Genomic DNA, 16,612 nt, shown 5'->3' on the forward strand with positions numbered 1-16,612 from the left:
CTCCTAAATAAACGACTGTGTGCTCAAGGATATGTCTGGTTCTACTCGTCCGCGGAATCAGGGGTTGCGCCCTTGTCCTCGGATACAGATTCGGTGGGGTCGTCGCTGCTGTCGAGGTCTGGGGCGGCGTCGGTAAAAATACTGGCGGGCTTCACATTTGATCGCACCACACGCCCCTGGCTCGAGCGCATCCGGCTATGTTCGGGGTCCTCCCCAAGCGCAGGAATCTGCTGGCCAGAATCTCCAATGTCCTCCGACTCGCCAACGTTTGCACCCATCTTTCGTGCCGTCGACCGCGAAGGCAGGGCCGTCGGATCCAGCGGTATATCCCGCGTAGGACGCCACGACGAACCGTCAATCGCCTGCACCACCGTGGGTTGTGCATTGCTTTGCGACGACCACTGCGAATCATCCGTGGTTGCATCCGCGGTAGCAGCGGACGAGGACGAAGGAGAATCTGCGTAAACAATTTCCTCAACGTCCAGCGGCTCTTCGCCCTTGCTATTCTGCGCGCTGTGACTCTGGGCATGCCCGTTCTGTGAGCTGTGATCCTGCGATTCGTGGTTAGCAGAACCGTTGCGACGCTGATCTGGTACCGCGTGCAAGTGCCCACGCCCGGTTCCATCCGAAATCAAGGAACCAGAGTCAACGGACTGCTCGGTGAGCTGCAAACGAGTGGGATCCCACTGATTAGTGTCCGGAGCGACGGTTTCGCCTTCCGCCGGTGGCAACCTGCGCGCAATGTCGGAGAAGTCCGACAGCGATGCCAGTGCACCGTCCCAGTCCTCTGGCACCGAATTATCAATCAGCTGAGCCAAGGACCAGGAGTTTTCGGACCACATGCGGGTAATGGCCGGGTGCACGTCGGCAAGCATGCGGGTTGCACGGTCGTCGAAAATGCGATGAATGAGCTCTGGGTCGGTAGCTGCGACTACCAGGCCGGCTTCGGTAGCTACGTGAGGCAGCGTCGTGCCGCCGCTGCGGCGCAACTCGAAAACCTCATCGCTGGATACAGAACGGCGGATGGCGATGGTGGTGATGCCGCCGACATCGGCGAGGTGCATTTCCCGGCCAAAAGCGAAACCGGAGACCACGGCCTTGGCATCGCCGTCCGGCGTACGCTGCCAGTACGACGGCAGCTCATGGTCCACACGGTTATAGACAGAATTACGTTCCTGCGCCCAGGCTTTCCGCAAGTGACGCACACGGCGACCGCTGATACGTCGACGGACAGGGGCCACTGACTGCTGCTGGGCGCGCTGCGGTTGCGCGGGCTGGGTGGACTCAGTGGGCGGGGTGGCCTGGGTGCGCGCCGCACGATCGGATGATTGCGGCACTTCGTCAGTCTCGGCTTTTACGCCGGACGCAGCTTCGGATTCTGCACCGTCAACAGTTCCAATGCGAGCGTCAGGAGCAGTGGTGCTGTTGGCATCTATGGCACTGGTGTTGTCCACTAAACCTGTCTCGGGCTCATCCGTGGTATCGGTATCTTCAGCAGTCACCGACTCAGCTGGCTCCGCGCCAGGCCCTGCGCCAGATTCTGTGCCAGACTCCGCGCCGCTTCGGAGAGTCACGTCCGTTCCCGCATTCAGATCAGCTGCTGCTTCCGATGTTTCGGGAGCACCCGCGTCTTCTGTTGCTTCGGGCATTTCAGCAGTGGCCGCCGGCTCGATTCTCAAGACAGATTCAGGCTCCGTCGGCATTATTTCTACAGCTGAAGTCCCCAGTTCTGTCGTCGAAACCTCAGTTTCAGAGTCAACTTCAGCGGCACCATCAGTCTCAGCGACAACCTCAGAGTCAGAGTCAGCATCAGCTGCGACGTTCGGTCTCGCCACAGAAGCTGTCTCGGGGCGGCCTTGCCCCGAAGAATCCGACTGTTCGGACACAACATCTTCTGCCGCCACACCGGTTACTTCGCCGGTGGAGTCCGAGGGCTCGTCGTAAAGCGATGGCGATGACGGAGACGCCACAGCAGTCTCACTTGTGCTGCGACGGCGGCGGTCGACAACGAACAGCGCGACTGCGGCGATGATGAGAATCGCTGCGAGGGTGAATACTAGGGGAATCATTAATCTCCTAGCTTAAGCCAGAAGCCGTTCTATTTGGTCAGCGACAAGATGCCGTCCCCCGTCTGGCGCAATACCAATGCCCGAGGCGAGAGCGTTCAGGACTCTCTAGGACGGTAAAGGGCGAGGGGCAAAAGCCACATGGACGGCACATCAGGGGCCCTGGGGCGGTCGCCCTGGCCCGGGCCCGCTTAGAAGCGGACGATAGGCAGGCTCGGATCGCCAGCCCACTGGGACCAGCCGCCGACATACAGAGCGGCGCCCGTGATGCCCGCTTCTTCCATAGCCTGAATGAACAGCGAGGAATGAAGACCGGAACCGGAGTAGACCGCTACATTGCGACCGTCTTCGATACCGACGGAGGCAAAGCGCTCACGGAGCTGCTCAACAGGCAGGAAGGAGCCGTCGGCATTTTGCAGACTGCGAGCCGCCAGGTTCACGGCACCCGGGATGTGACCTGCCTGCAGATCGACGCGCTCACTACGACCTTCAAAACGGCTGGGCTCACGCGCATCCACCAAAATTCCACGCTCAGACCAGGTGCGCACGTCATCGAGGCTGGCAACAGGCATATTGCCTTCACTCACCGCAATCGTTCCAGGCCGCGGCAGATTTCCGGGCCCGAAGGCAGTCTCGTTTCCATCTGCTTCCCAAGCAGCTAACCCACCGGTGAGGACACGCACATTCTCCAAACCTGCCCAGCGCAGAATCCACCAAGCACGTGACGCGAACAGTCCATCGCCCGCGTCGTAGACGATCACGAGATGCTCCGAGCGGACTCCCCATCGACGGACGGCATCGCGCACACGCTCGATATCCGGCAACGGGTTGCGACCAGCTTCTCGGCTTGGAACACCTGCTAGGTCCAACTCGGGATCACAGAACACGGCCAGTGGGATGTGAGCCGTGGCGTAGGAGTCATATGGTTTTTTAGCACGCGACCAGCGTGCGTCAACGACGACGATACGACCGCCGCCGGCAATCTTGTCACGAAGCTCTTGTACCGAGATGGATGTTGTCATAATTCCGGATTCTAAATCGATTGACTTGGTAGCGCGATATGTACGTTATTAAAACTAGGAGCTTGGGAAGGTGCATGAAGACGCTGCTCACCTGGCCGTTTTCATCTCAGGCACAGGCCATGGAATCGGCTGTGCCACCGCAGAAAAACTGCTGCACTATGCCGCCAGCATCGGCACCCCCCTTTCCTCAACCGCTTTATTAACACAAAGCTGACTACGAAACGGAAGATCAGCCTCTAAGCCAGGCCTCGGTCTCCCAATCCGACTACCCACCGGGATCCGGCCCCATCTCGTCATTGCCATCCACTGTGTCCCCCGCCCGTTTCTCTCGCGCTTTACGACGCAACCAGCGCCCCGGGCTATCGAACGTATCGGGGTCCTCATTGGATTCCGCTTTCCGGTTTCCTTCCTCGTCTTTCGGGGGCACCCAGACCACACGATCAGTAGAGGCCTGCTCACACTCCCCGCTAACCCCGTCCCCTTCGTCAGTTCCTAGAATCTCCGCCACCTCATCCGGCCGGAGCGTCCACCAAGTATTTTCATTACATCGAGCATCGTCGATCTTTCGATGCGTACCCGGATCCACCAACGTGAGATTATCCAGGTCAGTGCCACCACCGGAAGCCCACGACTGCACATGGTGAACATCGCACATAGCTCCCGGAGTGCCCATGCCCGGCGCGGAGGAACCTCCTTCCTCTCCAAGAAGGGCCAGATACTGCGGCAAAGTCCCCAGCCTGCGGGACCGACCAAAATACAAGGTCTGCCCCTCATTCCCCAATACTTGGAGGAACGAATTTCTATCAACCATCTGTTGCACGGCCTGACTAATGGAAATTCGCACTCCCGCGTCTGAGACCGCTTTGCCCGATCCAGGAAGTACAAAATCTTTCCCCTCAGGCAGGGAGACTCCAGCTAACGCTGCCACATCTGCGATATGCGCGACGGTGACCACCGATGTCGTCCCCCGCGCCGGCTGAAGCTCACCGCCTGGTTGAAAGCCCCCGTTCACCGCCGCTTCCACGGCATCATGGAAACGCTGCTCCGGATTCCGCTGGTCATCGGCGCCTTCTTCGAGTAACCCACCAGGCCGCGCATGATCTGCCTGCAGCCTTTTGAGCACCGCCGCAAACGAAGGCGTAACCACACCGCTCAACCGGCTCATGCCGTCCGGCCCCTGAGCACCGATTTTTAGACTTCGTTTCCGAGCGCGGTCCTCATCCGTATACGGGTCATCAACCCCCAACATCGCCCGCAGGCGGTTCGGCAATTTATTGAGATCATCAACACGGATTTTGTCCACTAAATCTGAAATGTGCTTGTCCAGCAGCCTAGACAGCTGTGCATGCTCCGTTGCCGGCAGCTCCCGAACGGCTTTGTCAATCTTCGCAACAGCATCCGCACCGACAACACCTTCCTCAACTTTCTGACGAAGGTTCGGCATTCGCACATCCTCATTCGCCGGAGCAAACGGATCAACATTCCTACTCAGACGTCCGACGACATTGATACGCTGCCTCGCTTCTGCTCGCGAGATTCGCATCTCCTGCGCTAGCCACGCGATCCTTCGGTGCTCCGCGCTGGGCATCCGCCCCTTCATAGTCTCCACATAAGTCGCATCAATTACTGCGAGTCGTTTTCGCGCTTTCTCAATCGACTTATATGCATCGTGCGCATGATCCGGTGCAAGTACTTCGAAGTTCTCCACGATGACTGTCGACAGAGCTTCAAACTGCGCAACCGCATCTAAAACCTGCGATGTCGAAAGCGGTCCACCGCCGTTTGACGCCGATGGTGTAGACATTTCCCCACCCCTTTTAAAACGCTAGCAATCCGAATCCCCAAATGGACTAACTAATTTCCCTCCCCCACATTATCGCACACCCATTCGACACACCACAACCCCCTAAGTCAACTTTTTCGAACCTTTTTCCGAAACGCTGCCTCGCTTCCAGCGCCTAAACACCCCACCATCCGCCCTGAAAACCCCACCAACTCGCGCAGTCCCTCACCACCCGCGCAGCCCCCACCAACCCGCGCAGCCCCCACCAAAAACTGCACGCCGAAAACCTAAAACCGCACCACCATCACATCGTGGTCCGGGAAGCTCGAGCGCCCCACTAGCTCAAATCCCGCCTTCACATAGGCTTTCGCCGCCCGCGGGTTGGCATCATGGACAGCCAGACTAACCCCCGGATACCCCAGCTCACGCGCATACTCAAGGAGTCCTGCAATCATCGGCTGCGACAGCCTGCGCCCGACAACGCCCGGACGCAGCGCAATCGCTACCTCAGGAATCCCATTTTCCACAAATCCGTACCCCGGATCGTCCTGCGTAAACGTACGCAGCCAGGCCGCCCCCACCGGCACTTCATAGCTCTCGTGCTCTTCGCTTGACGACGAATCCCCGCGCTCCAACCATTCCTTCTTAATGGCGGCCGCACTGTAGGTAGCCTCGCGAGAAACCCTCGGTTCAAATGGGTCAGTGCGGGTCATGTCGCTACTGAGCGACTCGAGGTCAGCGTCGTCAAGCGAAGTGGCGAAAAGGATAACCCCGCCCTGACTCGCGTCCCACTGGTCGACGTATTGACGCCTCGTGACTACATAATCTTCCGGCAGTGGCTGACTTTCATCTCCGAATGTTTCCGTTAGTTCGTCCATCCAGGCAATGAAGGGGAGGTCGGAGTCTGTCGCTGGTCGCCACTGAAAGTTAGTCATATTTGCGCACTATACCGGCGCACTCCAGACTGACCGGAATGCAACAAGCCCACACGGTCGGTCACAAGACACATAAACCCGGACAATAAAGGCACAAAAAAGGGGCGGTTCAGGAGAAAACTCTCTCAAACCGCCCCAACAAACAGACAGCCTGCTCAGCAGTTATCGCCCTGAGTATCAGGCGCCCTAGATTCGGGCTACGCCATCCTCGTCATAGCCGACAACCTTCAGCGACTCGCCATCGTCAGCAACCGTGACCTCTACGCGGTCGCCATCGCGAACATCACCAGCGAGCAGTCGACGTGCCAGCTCATCGCCGATTGCCTTCTGCACCAGACGACGCAACGGACGGGCGCCGTAGGCCGGGTCGTAGCCGCGCTCCGACAGCCAATCCAGTGCCTCATCGGAGACATCCAGCACCAGACGACGTGCCTCCAGGCGTTCTGCCATGTTGCGAACCTGAATGTCCACAATGCCGCGCAGCTGCTCGGAGGTCAGCGGATCGAAGATCACTACATCGTCGAGACGGTTGATGAACTCCGGCTTGAAGGCCATCTTGACCGCATCCATGATCTGCTCATGCGTACCACCAGCACCGAGGTTGGAGGTCAGAATCAGAATCGTGTTTCGGAAGTCCACGGTTCGGCCCTGACCATCGGTCAGGCGACCCTCATCGAGCACCTGCAGGAGCACATCGAACACGTCCGGGTGAGCCTTCTCGACCTCGTCGAAAAGCACGACGGTGTACGGACGGCGACGAACAGCCTCGGTGAGCTGACCGCCAGCGTCGTAGCCGACGTATCCAGGAGGAGCACCAATCAGACGAGCGACAGAGTGCTTCTCGCCGTACTCGGACATATCGATGCGCACCATCGCACGCTCATCGTCGAAGAGGAACTCCGCCAGCGCCTTGGCCAGCTCTGTCTTACCAACGCCAGTTGGACCGAGGAACAGGAAGGAACCAGTCGGACGGTTCGGATCGGCAACACCCGCACGCGAACGGCGGACAGCATCGGAGACAGCCTCCACAGCGGCAGTCTGACCAACAACGCGACGGCCGAGGTTAAGCTCCATTTCGAGCAGCTTCTCGGTCTCACCCTGCATCATCTTGCCAGCCGGGATACCCGTCCAGGCGGAGACAACTTCAGCGACTTCCTGAGGTGTGACCTCCTCCTTGAGCATGGAGTTTTCCTCTGCGTCAGCGACCGATTCCTCGGCGGCCTCCAGCTTCTTCTCCAACTCAGGGATGCGCCCGTAGCGCAGCTCTGCGACACGGCCGTAGTCACCTTCGCGCTCAGCCTTTTCGGACTCAGTGCGCAGGGCATCGAGCTCTTCGCGGACGGAGCGGACATCATCAATCGAGGACTTCTCGTTCTGCCAGCGAGTCTTCAGAGCGTTGAGCTTCTCGCGCTCATCTGCAAGTTCCTCACGGAGCTTGTCCAGGCGTTCCTTCGACGCGATGTCAGTTTCCTTCTCCAGGGCCATTTCCTCGATTTCGAGGCGGCGCACGATGCGTTCTGCGGAGTCGATTTCCTCCGGTGAGGAGTCAATCTCCATACGCAGACGCGATGCGGCCTCATCAACCAGGTCGATAGCCTTATCCGGCAGGAAGCGGGATGTGATGTAGCGGTCCGACAGCGTTGCTGCAGCCACTAGCGCGGAGTCCTGGATGCGAACACCGTGGTGGACCTCATAGCGTTCTTTCAGGCCACGCAGAATACCAATGGCGTCCTCAACGCTCGGCTCACCGACAAAGACCTGCTGGAAACGACGCTCCAGCGCAGCATCCTTCTCGATGTACTTGCGGTACTCATCCAGGGTCGTCGCACCGACCAGACGCAGCTCACCACGAGCCAGCATCGGCTTAATCATATTGCCCGCATCCATCGAGCCATCACCCGTGGCGCCAGCGCCAACGATGGTGTGAATCTCATCGATGAAGGTAATAATCTGACCGTCGGATTCCTTAATCTCGTCCAGAACCGCCTTCAGGCGCTCCTCGAACTCACCGCGATACTTCGCACCGGCGACCATAGAGCCCAGATCCAGGCTCATCAGCGTCTTGCCCTTCAGAGATTCCGGCACATCACCTGCAACAATGCGTCGTGCCAGCCCCTCTACAATGGCCGTCTTACCAACGCCCGGCTCACCAATGAGCACAGGATTGTTCTTGGTACGACGACTCAAGACCTGTACCACGCGACGAATCTCCGCATCGCGGCCAATAACTGGGTCAATCTTGCCCTCACGTGCCCGCGCGGTTAAGTCCGTCGCATACTTTTCCAGAGCCTGGTACTGCTCTTCCGGATTCTCCGTTGTTACCTTCCTCGATCCACGCACGCTAGTCAGCGCACCCTTTAACGCCTCGGCAGTAGCACCCGCCGATTGCAGTACATTTGCCGCCTCCGACTGGCCAGTTGCTACACCGATAAGCAGAATTTCCGTGGAGACATACTCATCTCCAAGCTCCCCCGCCAGCTCCTCGGCGGCGTTCAGTGCATTAACAGCGTCCCTATTAAACTGCGGGTTCGCCATATTCGCCCCGCTTGCCGACGGGTACCCCGCGACCAACTCCTTAGCGCGGGTCAAAACCCCGGAAGGATTAACGCCCGCTGCTTCAAGCAGTGGAGCCGCAATACCCTCCTTTTGCTCCAGCAGTGCTACCAGAATGTGCCCAGGCCGGATATCCGGGTTACCCGCGCTGGTCGCGGCCTTCATAGCTTCCTGGAGAACTTCTCCAGTCTTAGTTGTTGGTGTAAAACTCATAACTTGCGCCCCTTTGACTCAACTTTGTCATTCACTACCCATAACGCACTCAGCCTTGAGTCTGTTCCACTCAACTTCAAGTTTTTCAATTTCCGACCGTGATTCACACCACACCTATAGCAAAAAGGATTGAGCTCAGCAGCGTCGTTAAGCGTAGTAGCGCGCCGGAAAGCACTAGAAAACGTTGGAAAGCTCCAGAAACCACGTGCGAACACACTCCGACACACCGCCCGACGTCCTCACCAGCACACTCCCGCCGGATTCAACTTCCCCCATGTGAGTGATGGGTGGACAGCGCACTCATACTGTTTTGGTTACCCTGGTAGGTGACATTCCTTCATTCTCACGAAAGGACTCGAATGAACATCGAGCAGGCACGTCAGATGACTGAGGGCAAGGGCTTCATCGCCGCTCTCGACCAGTCCGGTGGATCTACCCCGAAGGCTCTGCGCCTGTACGGCATCAACGAGGATCAGTACTCGAACGAAGATGAAATGTTCGACCTGGTTCACCAGATGCGTACCCGCATCATCACTTCCCCGTCCTTCAACTCTGAGCAGATTATTGGCGCGATTCTCTTCGAGCAGACCATGGATCGCGACATTGAGGGAATCCCGACCGCTCAGTACCTGTGGGAAAAGAAGGGCATCGTCCCGTTCCTGAAGACTGACAAGGGCCTGGCAGACAAGGAAAACGGCGTTCAGCTTATGAAGCCGTGCCCGGGCCTGGATGAGCTGCTGGAGCGCGCTGTCGCTAAGGGCATCTTCGGCACCAAGATGCGTTCCTTCATTGCCGAGGCAAACGAAGAGGGCATCAAGGCCAACATTGCCCAGCAGTTCGAGTTCGGCAAGCAGGTTCTGTCCCACGGTCTGGTTCCGATCCTGGAGCCGGAAGTCGACATCAACGCTGCTGACAAGGCAGAGGCTGAGGACATCGTCCTGCGCGAGCTGCTCGCCGGCCTGGATGACCTGGCTGATGACCAGAAGGTCATGATCAAGGTTTCCATCCCGACCAAGGATGACCTGTACAAGCCGCTGATTGAGCACCCGAAGGTCATGCGCGTTGTCGCCCTGTCCGGTGGCTACGAGCGCGAGGACGCCAACGAGCGCCTGTCCCGCAACCACGGCATGATTGCTTCCTTCTCCCGTGCACTGTCTGAGGGCCTGTCCGCTCAGCAGTCCGACGAAGAGTTCAACGCAACTATGGCTGAGTCCGTCAAGGGCATCTACGAGGCTTCGATTTCCTAATCGTCCGCGCTGTGCATCTGCGCTTGTGCGCACCTCTAGGTAGTCGCTAGCGCAATTAAAAACTCCCGCACCAGGTTTTCTTGGTGCGGGAGTTTTTCTGTCGGCGCCTCTGCCCTTACGACAGCACCGTCCTACACCGAGCGCTTCGCAACAGCTGCTTTACGACGCGCATTCACACCACCAATGACAACCGGTAGCACGGAAATTGCAATGACCAGCAACATGATCTTGTCGATGGAACTGGTGATTCCCGGAATGTTGCCCAGCAGCACACCAACAGCGACCATACTGGCGACCCAGCCAATCGCACCGGTGACATTCCAGCCGATGAACTTTCCGTAGGGCATATTCGCAGTGCCCGCCGCCAGCGGAACGTAGGTGCGCACAATGGGAACAAATCGCCCCAGCACCAACGACAGTGGTCCGTACTTGGCAAAGAACTTCTCGGCCGCTTCCAGCCGATTAGTTCGGAGCACCTTGGCATTGTCGCTGAACAGTTTGCGGCCGAAGGAGTGGCCTAAGAAGTAACCGACTTGATCACCCAGCACCGCGGCAATAATACCGATAACCAGCACCTGCCAGGTGTGGACATCTAGCTCTGACCTTAAGACGGCAGCAGTGACCAACAGCGAGTCACCGGGCAGAAAAGGAAAGAGCACACCGGACTCAATAAAGATGATGAGTCCAAGCCCCGCAAGCACCCAAGGGCCAAACCCCTGGAGTAGAGCTTCGGGGTCTCCGATACCGGAGAGGAATCCAGAAAAATCCATAACGGCAATCTTTTCAGCAACAACTATCGATTCTGCTGAGCTAATTAGAGTATTTTGCTGAGAGTTTTTCTGGGTACTGTGTTTTAATCGCGCCCCTGATAGTCAAATACCGGCAGCGACCAGCCACGCCAAAGCGCCGCTAGTCGAATGAACAGTGCGGACAGCACCGCACAGATGATGTTGATGTTCTCGTGCAGGCCAACCATGTCGAGCACGTAGTAAAGCGTCGCCGCGACGACTGCGATGGAGGCATAGAGCTCCTTTTGAAACACCAGCGGGACGCGGTCACACATCAGGTCGCGGAGCACACCTCCAAACGCACCGGTAAGAACGGCGCCGACAATAGCGATGATGACGCCGTGCCCCATTTCCATGGCCACGCGGGCACCAATGATGGAAAACGCCGACAAACCGATTGCGTCAGCGACCAAGAACACGACCCGGAAGTGCTTCATCAGGAAGTCGGCCAACAGCACCGTGATCAGTGCTGCACCGACAATAACCAGCAAATATTGTGGGCTTGCAACCCACACCAACGGATAGTGACCGAGAATGACATCGCGCAGGGTACCGCCGCCGATAGCAGTCATGCACGCAATTGTTGAAACTCCAAAGAGATCCATGCGCATTCGACCGGCCGCTAGTGCGCCGGTGACGCCTTCGGCCGTAATTCCGATGACCCAGAGGATGTGGAGCAGCATGATAAGAAATATAAAGGACTTCGCCCGAATCGGTAGAACTATAGGCTAATATCCCGCAATCTTCGCCCCCTCGACTCGGCCCGCTTCATTGCTTCCCGGCTAGCCCTGATCGCGAATTTCCAGCACCGGAATCGAGCGACGAATCCGCTCCACCTCCGCTATATCCGCATCGGCCACAAGCAACTGCGGGTCGTAGCCCGCCGAGGCAATAACTCCGCCGTCCGCATTGACCAACATGGAGTGCCCCGCGCCGGTCGGCCCCTCATCTTTCCCCGCGGCCTTCGCCCCACCAGGCCGGGCTGCATCGACTGCCGCAATCACACAAGTGCTATCCAGTGCGCGTGCCGACACCAGCGTCTGCCACTGCCTTACCTTGCCCGGGCCGTCATTCCACGATGCAGGCAGCGCGATGACCTCTGCGCCCAGGTTGGCCAGTTGAATGAATTGCTCCGGGAACCTGATGTCAAAGCATGTCGCAAGACCGAGGGCGACCGACGATCCGTCGGCAAGCGGGACATCACAGACCACGTGCGCGTTGCCCGGCGCGACAGTATCCGATTCGCGAAACCCAAAAGCGTCGAAGAGGTGGAGTTTGTCGTAGAACTCGACACCGGGGCCGTCCTCATCACGCCAAGCCAGAAGCAGCGAATTGAAGACGCGGTGCATCGTCTTACCGTCGCGCTCCACTTCATCTGCCGGCCGGAACATGCCGACCACCACGCTGATTCCGGCATCGTGAGCGGCCTGCGAGACCTCCGCTACGAACCTATCGCTGCTGGACTCCGCCACGACATCCAGGCGACCGGAATTGAACGCCTTCATCGTGGCCTCGGGGAAAACCACCAAATCGGCGTTGTCCTGTGCTGCCCGCGCGATAGTCACCTTCACCGCGTCCAGATTCTCTTCAACCGACGCTGACAATTCCAACTGAGCCAATGCAATACGCATGCCTAAATGCTACCGACTACCCCGGATTGACCGCCCTGAAGTTATCCACAGCGCGGCTTCCTGCGTTGCTTCCGCTCAGAGTTATCCACAGTTCGCTGAAGATGGTCTTCCGCTGCCTTTCGCCACCCAGCAGAATCAAAAACATGGCCGAACACATCACAGTCAACCCAGCTCAACTATCCGCCTTAAGTCGTTCCTACCAGCAGATTTCCACTCGTATTGATGGTCTTTCCACCATCGTCGCAGCTGCCCCGGGAAGCGCCGAGCTCACCTCTGCCCTGCCCGGCTCACGGATCGTCCCCGCTGCCTCCACTACCTGTGGGAAGTGGTCGGAATCATTGCTTGCTGCGTGCACAAACATCGACGTTATTGCGCAGGCTGCCGATGCCCTCGCTGTCAGCGCTCTCGCGCACGAGCATGACCAGTCCGCCGCCTTGGAAAAGCTGTCATGGTCACGGTAGGCGAAGCGCTGCTGTGGCGTGTGGATTCGCTGGAGACGCTTGCCCGGGCACTGCGTTCCGGGGCGCGCGCCCTCACCGATTCCGCCGACAGTTCCCAGGCCGCACTCAACGCGCTCTCAGAGGACGACTTCGCCGGCGACAACCGCAGCGCCGCCGAGGTTTCTGTCACCCACAGCTCCACGCGTCTGCGCCGGAGCAGCGTCGCGCTCGAACGTCTCGCCGCCTGCTGCAGCGACACCGCCGCCATGCTTAACGACGTCATCCGCGAACTCACCGACGCGGTAAACCAGGCAACCAACCTGGGGTTTCAGGTGAACCTGGTTTCTGGTGCGGTGACTCCGCCGGAGGGCATGCTTTCTACGATTGCGCGCAGCCTCGTTCATCCCAAAATTCCTTCCGGGCCTTTCACCATGGCCGAATGGCGTGCAACCTCGCAGCTCCGGATTCAGTCGGCTTTGGCCGAGCTCAACCGATTCGATGAGAAGGCGGCGGGCGCAATCTCAGCTCTTTCCCCACTGGTGACAAGCGGAGTTAGCGGCGCGGGCAGATTGCAGCCATCGCAGGCTGGCAGCGGTGCTGGCAACCCTGCAGACAGAGGGCTTGACGGTGGTTGGGACTTGGAAGTTGGGAGCGGATTGACTGGGGCGTATTCGAGTAGACCGCTATCGGAGATAGACGCTGCCATGTCCGCTCGCGCCCGGGCTTTGGGGCTGCCTCCTGGACAACTATTGGAGTCCTCGCCTGGACATTCTGCGATTGCGTTCGGTGACGTTGAGCGAGCATCGACTGTGATTACTCTCGTCCCCGGCACCAGCTCTAGCGCGGAGGACGCTAGCAGGCAGTTCGAGCGCGTAGCCGCGACCTTCCACGCCGCCGGTGACGATCCGGAGGATGTGGCGGTGGTGTTGTTTTCCTATGACGCGCCGCCCGACCTCCGTGAGGCCATACGCACCGAGTATCACAATTTTGCCGCTGAGCGCCTGCAGCACTTGCAAGCTGGTTTGATTGAGCGTTCCGGTGGCGTCGATAGTGGTGACACTGCGATCGCCGGTGGCCTTACTAGCCACGGCACGTCTTCTACTCAGCGGCACGTTGTCGCCGGCTATAGCTATGGGGCGACGGTGGTCTCGCAGGCTTCCCTTGGTAGTGGCCTCTACGCGGATAGGGTGCTGCTCATAGCTCCGCCAGGTGTTGGCCCCGGACTGGAGCGCGCAAACGACATGAAACTACTCAAGCCGGACGGAACAGTCCGACCCGAAGATGAAAATAGCCACCGTGTGGCAGTGGCGACGTCCCCGATGGACCCCATTCGTATTCCTGCCGAACTGGGGATTCATGGGAAAAACCCAGCGGATAAGGATTTCGGCGCGTACGCACTCAACCTGAGTGAGCGTGGCCTGTCCATGCGAGACTTGGCCGAATTCATGGTCACTCCCGTGCAGGATATTCCTCAAAAGTATCGGCACATCCAGGGCAACCCACACATCGAACACTACTTTGACGACGAAGTTTTCACCCGCGAGGCCAACCGGTGGCTAACTGACAGCTGACCGGTCTCTCAGATCAGCGGTTGCGAATCCACGGCCCAAATTAACAAGCCAAAAGAAAACGGACTAACCAGGCGACGCTGGTTAGTCCGTTCACTCAGCCGTGTGGGATTACCTTTCCCCACCGCGGTTGTCTTTGTGCCGGCGTCGTGTGCGCGGCTCCCACATCACCACTGCCGTAGAGCGTGGGACGTGGACCAGTTCGCCTCGCGAACGACGAGCCTGTGCCTTTGCTTGATAGAGCTGCTCTCGCAGTTCTGCATTTTCCTGCTCAAGCGAATCCACCCGCTCAGTCAGGTCGATGATGGCCTTAATACCGGCCAGGTTGACGCCGTCTTCCTGACTCAGACGCTGAATCTCACGCAGCAGCGCCACATCGCGTTTGGTGTAGCGCCGACCTCCGCCGGAGGTTCGCTGCGGAGTTACCAACCCGAGTCGGTCATAATTACGCAGCGTCTGCGCATGCATGCCCGCGAGATTCGCGGCTACGGATATGACATAGACCTCAGTGTTGTCGGACATTATTTCGCACCTGCCCAACCCTCACGAGGATTGAACCCGCTGGCACGTTCCGCTTCGACGTAGGAGCGCAATGCCGAAGTGGCATTGTCGTCCAAATTGGTCGGCACCTTCACACGCACGGTTACCAGCAGGTCACCCGGAGTGCCATTGCGCTTCGGGATTCCTCGACCGCGCACACGCAGTGTTCGGCCATCGGCTGTGCCAGCCGGGACACGCACGCGAATCTTGTCACCCAACGTCGGCACGGTAATGGTGCCGCCGAGTGCGAGCTCGCCGAAGCTCACGGGCACCGTGACCTCAAGGTCGTTGCCGCTGCGGGTGAAGACTTCATCCGGGCGAACATGAACGGTGACAAAGAGGTCACCGGCCGGACGCCCCCGCAGTCCCGCTTCACCTTGGCCCGCAAGACGGACCTTCTGGCCGTCCACCACACCTGCGGGGACGCGAACGGTGATGGTACGACGGCGGGTGGTCACACCGGTGCCGTTACACTGCGAGCAAGGGTTCTCGATACGAGTGCCCTGGCCACCACAGTCCGCACACGGACTGGAGAAGCCGAAGGCCCCCTTTTGCTCCTTGACATATCCCGAACCATGACAGGTGGTACACGTCACCGGTGAGGTTCCCGGCGCTGCACCCGAACCATTGCAGTTCGTGCATGGCGACGGGTTGGTGAGCTGCAGCGGGATGGTGACACCTTGGGCAGCCTCGCGGAAATCGAGCGTAATCTCTGTCTCCACATCCGCACCACGGCGGGCCTTCTGCCGCCCGGCAGCACCAGCGCCACCATTGCGGTTTACGAAGCCGCCCAGGAAATCACCTAGGCCACCTGCACCACCAGCATTGCCACCGAATCCGGCACCTCCGCCGAAGAGATCCGACACGTCGAAGTCGAATCCACGTGCACCGGCAGCACCGGCTCCGCCGGCACCTGCGGCACCGGGGAATCGGAAACCACCTGCGAGAGCTGCACGCAGCTCATCGTATTCGCGGCGCTTGTCCTCGTCACCGACCACCGAGTATGCCTCGGAGATTCGCTTGAACTTATCTTCAGCGGCCTTGTTACCCGGGTTCTTATCCGGGTGGTTCTCCCGGGCTAACTTGCGGTAGGCCTTTTTAATCTCGTCGAGTGACGCAGACTTAGAGACGCCCAAGTCAGCGTAATAGTCCTTATCTGCCCATTCCCGTTGAGTCATGGTGCATCTCCTCCTTTCAGAAAAACTAATTCAAAGAAATCTGCGTCACTTGTGTCTCCGCTACTGCGGATCGCCGATGATTACCATCGCCGTACGAATGACACGGTCATTAATTCGGTAGCCCTTGCGCAGCACATTGGCTAGAACCTTGTCATCCCCTTCGGAGAGATCCTGGACAGCCTCGTGGATGTCCGGGTTGAACTCCTCTCCTGCGGCACCAAATTCCTCAACACCCTGTGCGGTCAGCACGCCACGGAATTTATCCGCGAAAGCCTTCAGCGGGGTGCCGTCTGCCAAGTCGCCGTGCTCTTCAGCCCGGTCGAGGTCATCAGCCAAAACCAGCAGTTCTCCAGCCAGCTTTGCCTTCGCCTGTACGCGCTCGGCTTCACGGTCTCGGTCAACTCGACGACGGTAGTTTGCGAACTCCGCCGACAGGCGCTGCAGGTCCTCCGTGCGCTCATCCAACTCACGCTGGATGGCTGCAACTGGGTCTGCAGCTTCCTCCGCGGCGGTGTCGCCGGCGGCACCTTCGGTCGCCGGCTCCACGTCGTCGTCAAGCTTGGCCTGCTCGAAGACCTCGTTGACCTGATCGGCCAGGTTGGCCGGCTCCTCCGGGGTGGGCTGGTTTCCCTGATCCTGGTCAGTCAT

The 16,612-nt window shown here is 59.0% G+C and carries 14 protein-coding genes; 3 read left to right on the forward strand and 11 right to left on the reverse strand.

Going from position 1 to position 16,612, the window contains the following annotated elements:
* Positions 1-41 precede the first annotated feature (41 nt).
* From HMPREF1206_RS01040 to clpB, 5 genes are all read right to left on the reverse strand, one after another.
* Positions 42-2,069 carry a hypothetical protein gene (locus tag HMPREF1206_RS01040; RefSeq protein WP_016421550.1) on the reverse strand — a complete coding sequence of 676 codons (2,028 nt, stop codon included), beginning with the start codon at positions 2,067-2,069 and terminating at the stop codon, positions 42-44.
* A gap of 188 nt (positions 2,070-2,257) precedes the next feature.
* Positions 2,258-3,088, reverse strand: a complete 831-nt coding sequence (locus HMPREF1206_RS01045) for a sulfurtransferase (protein ID WP_016421551.1) — start codon at positions 3,086-3,088, stop codon at positions 2,258-2,260.
* Between the two features lie 265 nt (positions 3,089-3,353).
* Entirely contained in the window at positions 3,354-4,892 is a 1,539-nt protein-coding gene (locus HMPREF1206_RS01050; RefSeq protein ID WP_016421553.1) for an HNH endonuclease signature motif containing protein, read from the reverse strand.
* 266 nt (positions 4,893-5,158) lie between these two features.
* Positions 5,159-5,806 (reverse strand): GNAT family N-acetyltransferase, encoded by a 648-nt coding sequence (locus tag HMPREF1206_RS01055; protein WP_016421554.1) that lies wholly within the window; start codon positions 5,804-5,806, stop codon positions 5,159-5,161.
* A 186-nt stretch (positions 5,807-5,992) separates the two neighbouring features.
* On the reverse strand, positions 5,993-8,572 hold the full coding sequence (clpB, locus tag HMPREF1206_RS01060) for an ATP-dependent chaperone ClpB (RefSeq protein ID WP_016421555.1): 2,580 nt from the start codon (positions 8,570-8,572) through the stop codon (positions 5,993-5,995).
* Positions 8,573-8,931: 359 nt separating this feature from the next.
* On the opposite strand from clpB, the gene HMPREF1206_RS01065 reads away from it, so the two are divergent.
* A complete protein-coding gene (locus HMPREF1206_RS01065; protein ID WP_016421556.1) occupies positions 8,932-9,819 on the forward strand; it encodes a fructose bisphosphate aldolase in 888 nt (295 codons plus the stop codon).
* A gap of 131 nt (positions 9,820-9,950) precedes the next feature.
* Here HMPREF1206_RS01065 and HMPREF1206_RS01070 read toward each other — a convergent pair whose 3' ends face one another.
* The 3 genes from HMPREF1206_RS01070 to HMPREF1206_RS01080 all read right to left on the reverse strand — a co-directional run bounded on the left by HMPREF1206_RS01070 (position 9,951) and on the right by HMPREF1206_RS01080 (position 12,238).
* Positions 9,951-10,589, reverse strand: a complete 639-nt coding sequence (locus HMPREF1206_RS01070; protein WP_016421557.1) for a DedA family protein — start codon at positions 10,587-10,589, stop codon at positions 9,951-9,953.
* Positions 10,590-10,672: 83 nt separating this feature from the next.
* Positions 10,673-11,290, reverse strand: a complete 618-nt coding sequence (locus tag HMPREF1206_RS01075; RefSeq protein ID WP_016421558.1) for a trimeric intracellular cation channel family protein — start codon at positions 11,288-11,290, stop codon at positions 10,673-10,675.
* Positions 11,291-11,389: 99 nt separating this feature from the next.
* On the reverse strand, positions 11,390-12,238 hold the full coding sequence (locus tag HMPREF1206_RS01080; RefSeq protein WP_016421559.1) for a nitrilase-related carbon-nitrogen hydrolase: 849 nt from the start codon (positions 12,236-12,238) through the stop codon (positions 11,390-11,392).
* A 143-nt stretch (positions 12,239-12,381) separates the two neighbouring features.
* Here HMPREF1206_RS01080 and HMPREF1206_RS01085 point away from each other — a divergent pair, with 143 nt between their 5' ends.
* Positions 12,382-12,699: a hypothetical protein gene (locus tag HMPREF1206_RS01085; protein WP_016421560.1), complete on the forward strand. Its 318-nt coding sequence runs from the start codon at positions 12,382-12,384 to the stop codon at positions 12,697-12,699.
* Complete coding sequence (locus HMPREF1206_RS01090; protein ID WP_016421561.1) at positions 12,687-14,249, forward strand: alpha/beta hydrolase; 1,563 nt, start codon at positions 12,687-12,689, stop codon at positions 14,247-14,249. Before HMPREF1206_RS01085 ends, HMPREF1206_RS01090 begins: the two co-directional genes overlap by 13 nt.
* Before the next feature lie 108 nt (positions 14,250-14,357).
* On the opposite strand, the gene HMPREF1206_RS01095 is transcribed toward HMPREF1206_RS01090, so the two are convergent.
* Genes HMPREF1206_RS01095 through grpE form a run of 3 tightly spaced genes read right to left on the reverse strand, consistent with a single transcriptional unit; the run spans position 14,358 to position 16,612 of the window.
* Positions 14,358-14,768 (reverse strand): heat shock protein transcriptional repressor HspR, encoded by a 411-nt coding sequence (locus HMPREF1206_RS01095; protein ID WP_016421562.1) that lies wholly within the window; start codon positions 14,766-14,768, stop codon positions 14,358-14,360.
* Positions 14,768-15,964 carry a molecular chaperone DnaJ gene (dnaJ, locus tag HMPREF1206_RS01100; protein ID WP_005511752.1) on the reverse strand — a complete coding sequence of 399 codons (1,197 nt, stop codon included), beginning with the start codon at positions 15,962-15,964 and terminating at the stop codon, positions 14,768-14,770. The genes HMPREF1206_RS01095 and dnaJ overlap by 1 nt, the downstream gene beginning before the upstream one ends.
* Before the next feature lie 60 nt (positions 15,965-16,024).
* Positions 16,025-16,612 (reverse strand): nucleotide exchange factor GrpE, encoded by a 588-nt coding sequence (grpE, locus tag HMPREF1206_RS01105; protein ID WP_016421563.1) that lies wholly within the window; start codon positions 16,610-16,612, stop codon positions 16,025-16,027.

The organism is Corynebacterium sp. HFH0082, assembly GCF_000411235.1.
GTDB classification, from domain to species: domain Bacteria; phylum Actinomycetota; class Actinomycetes; order Mycobacteriales; family Mycobacteriaceae; genus Corynebacterium; species Corynebacterium jeikeium_D.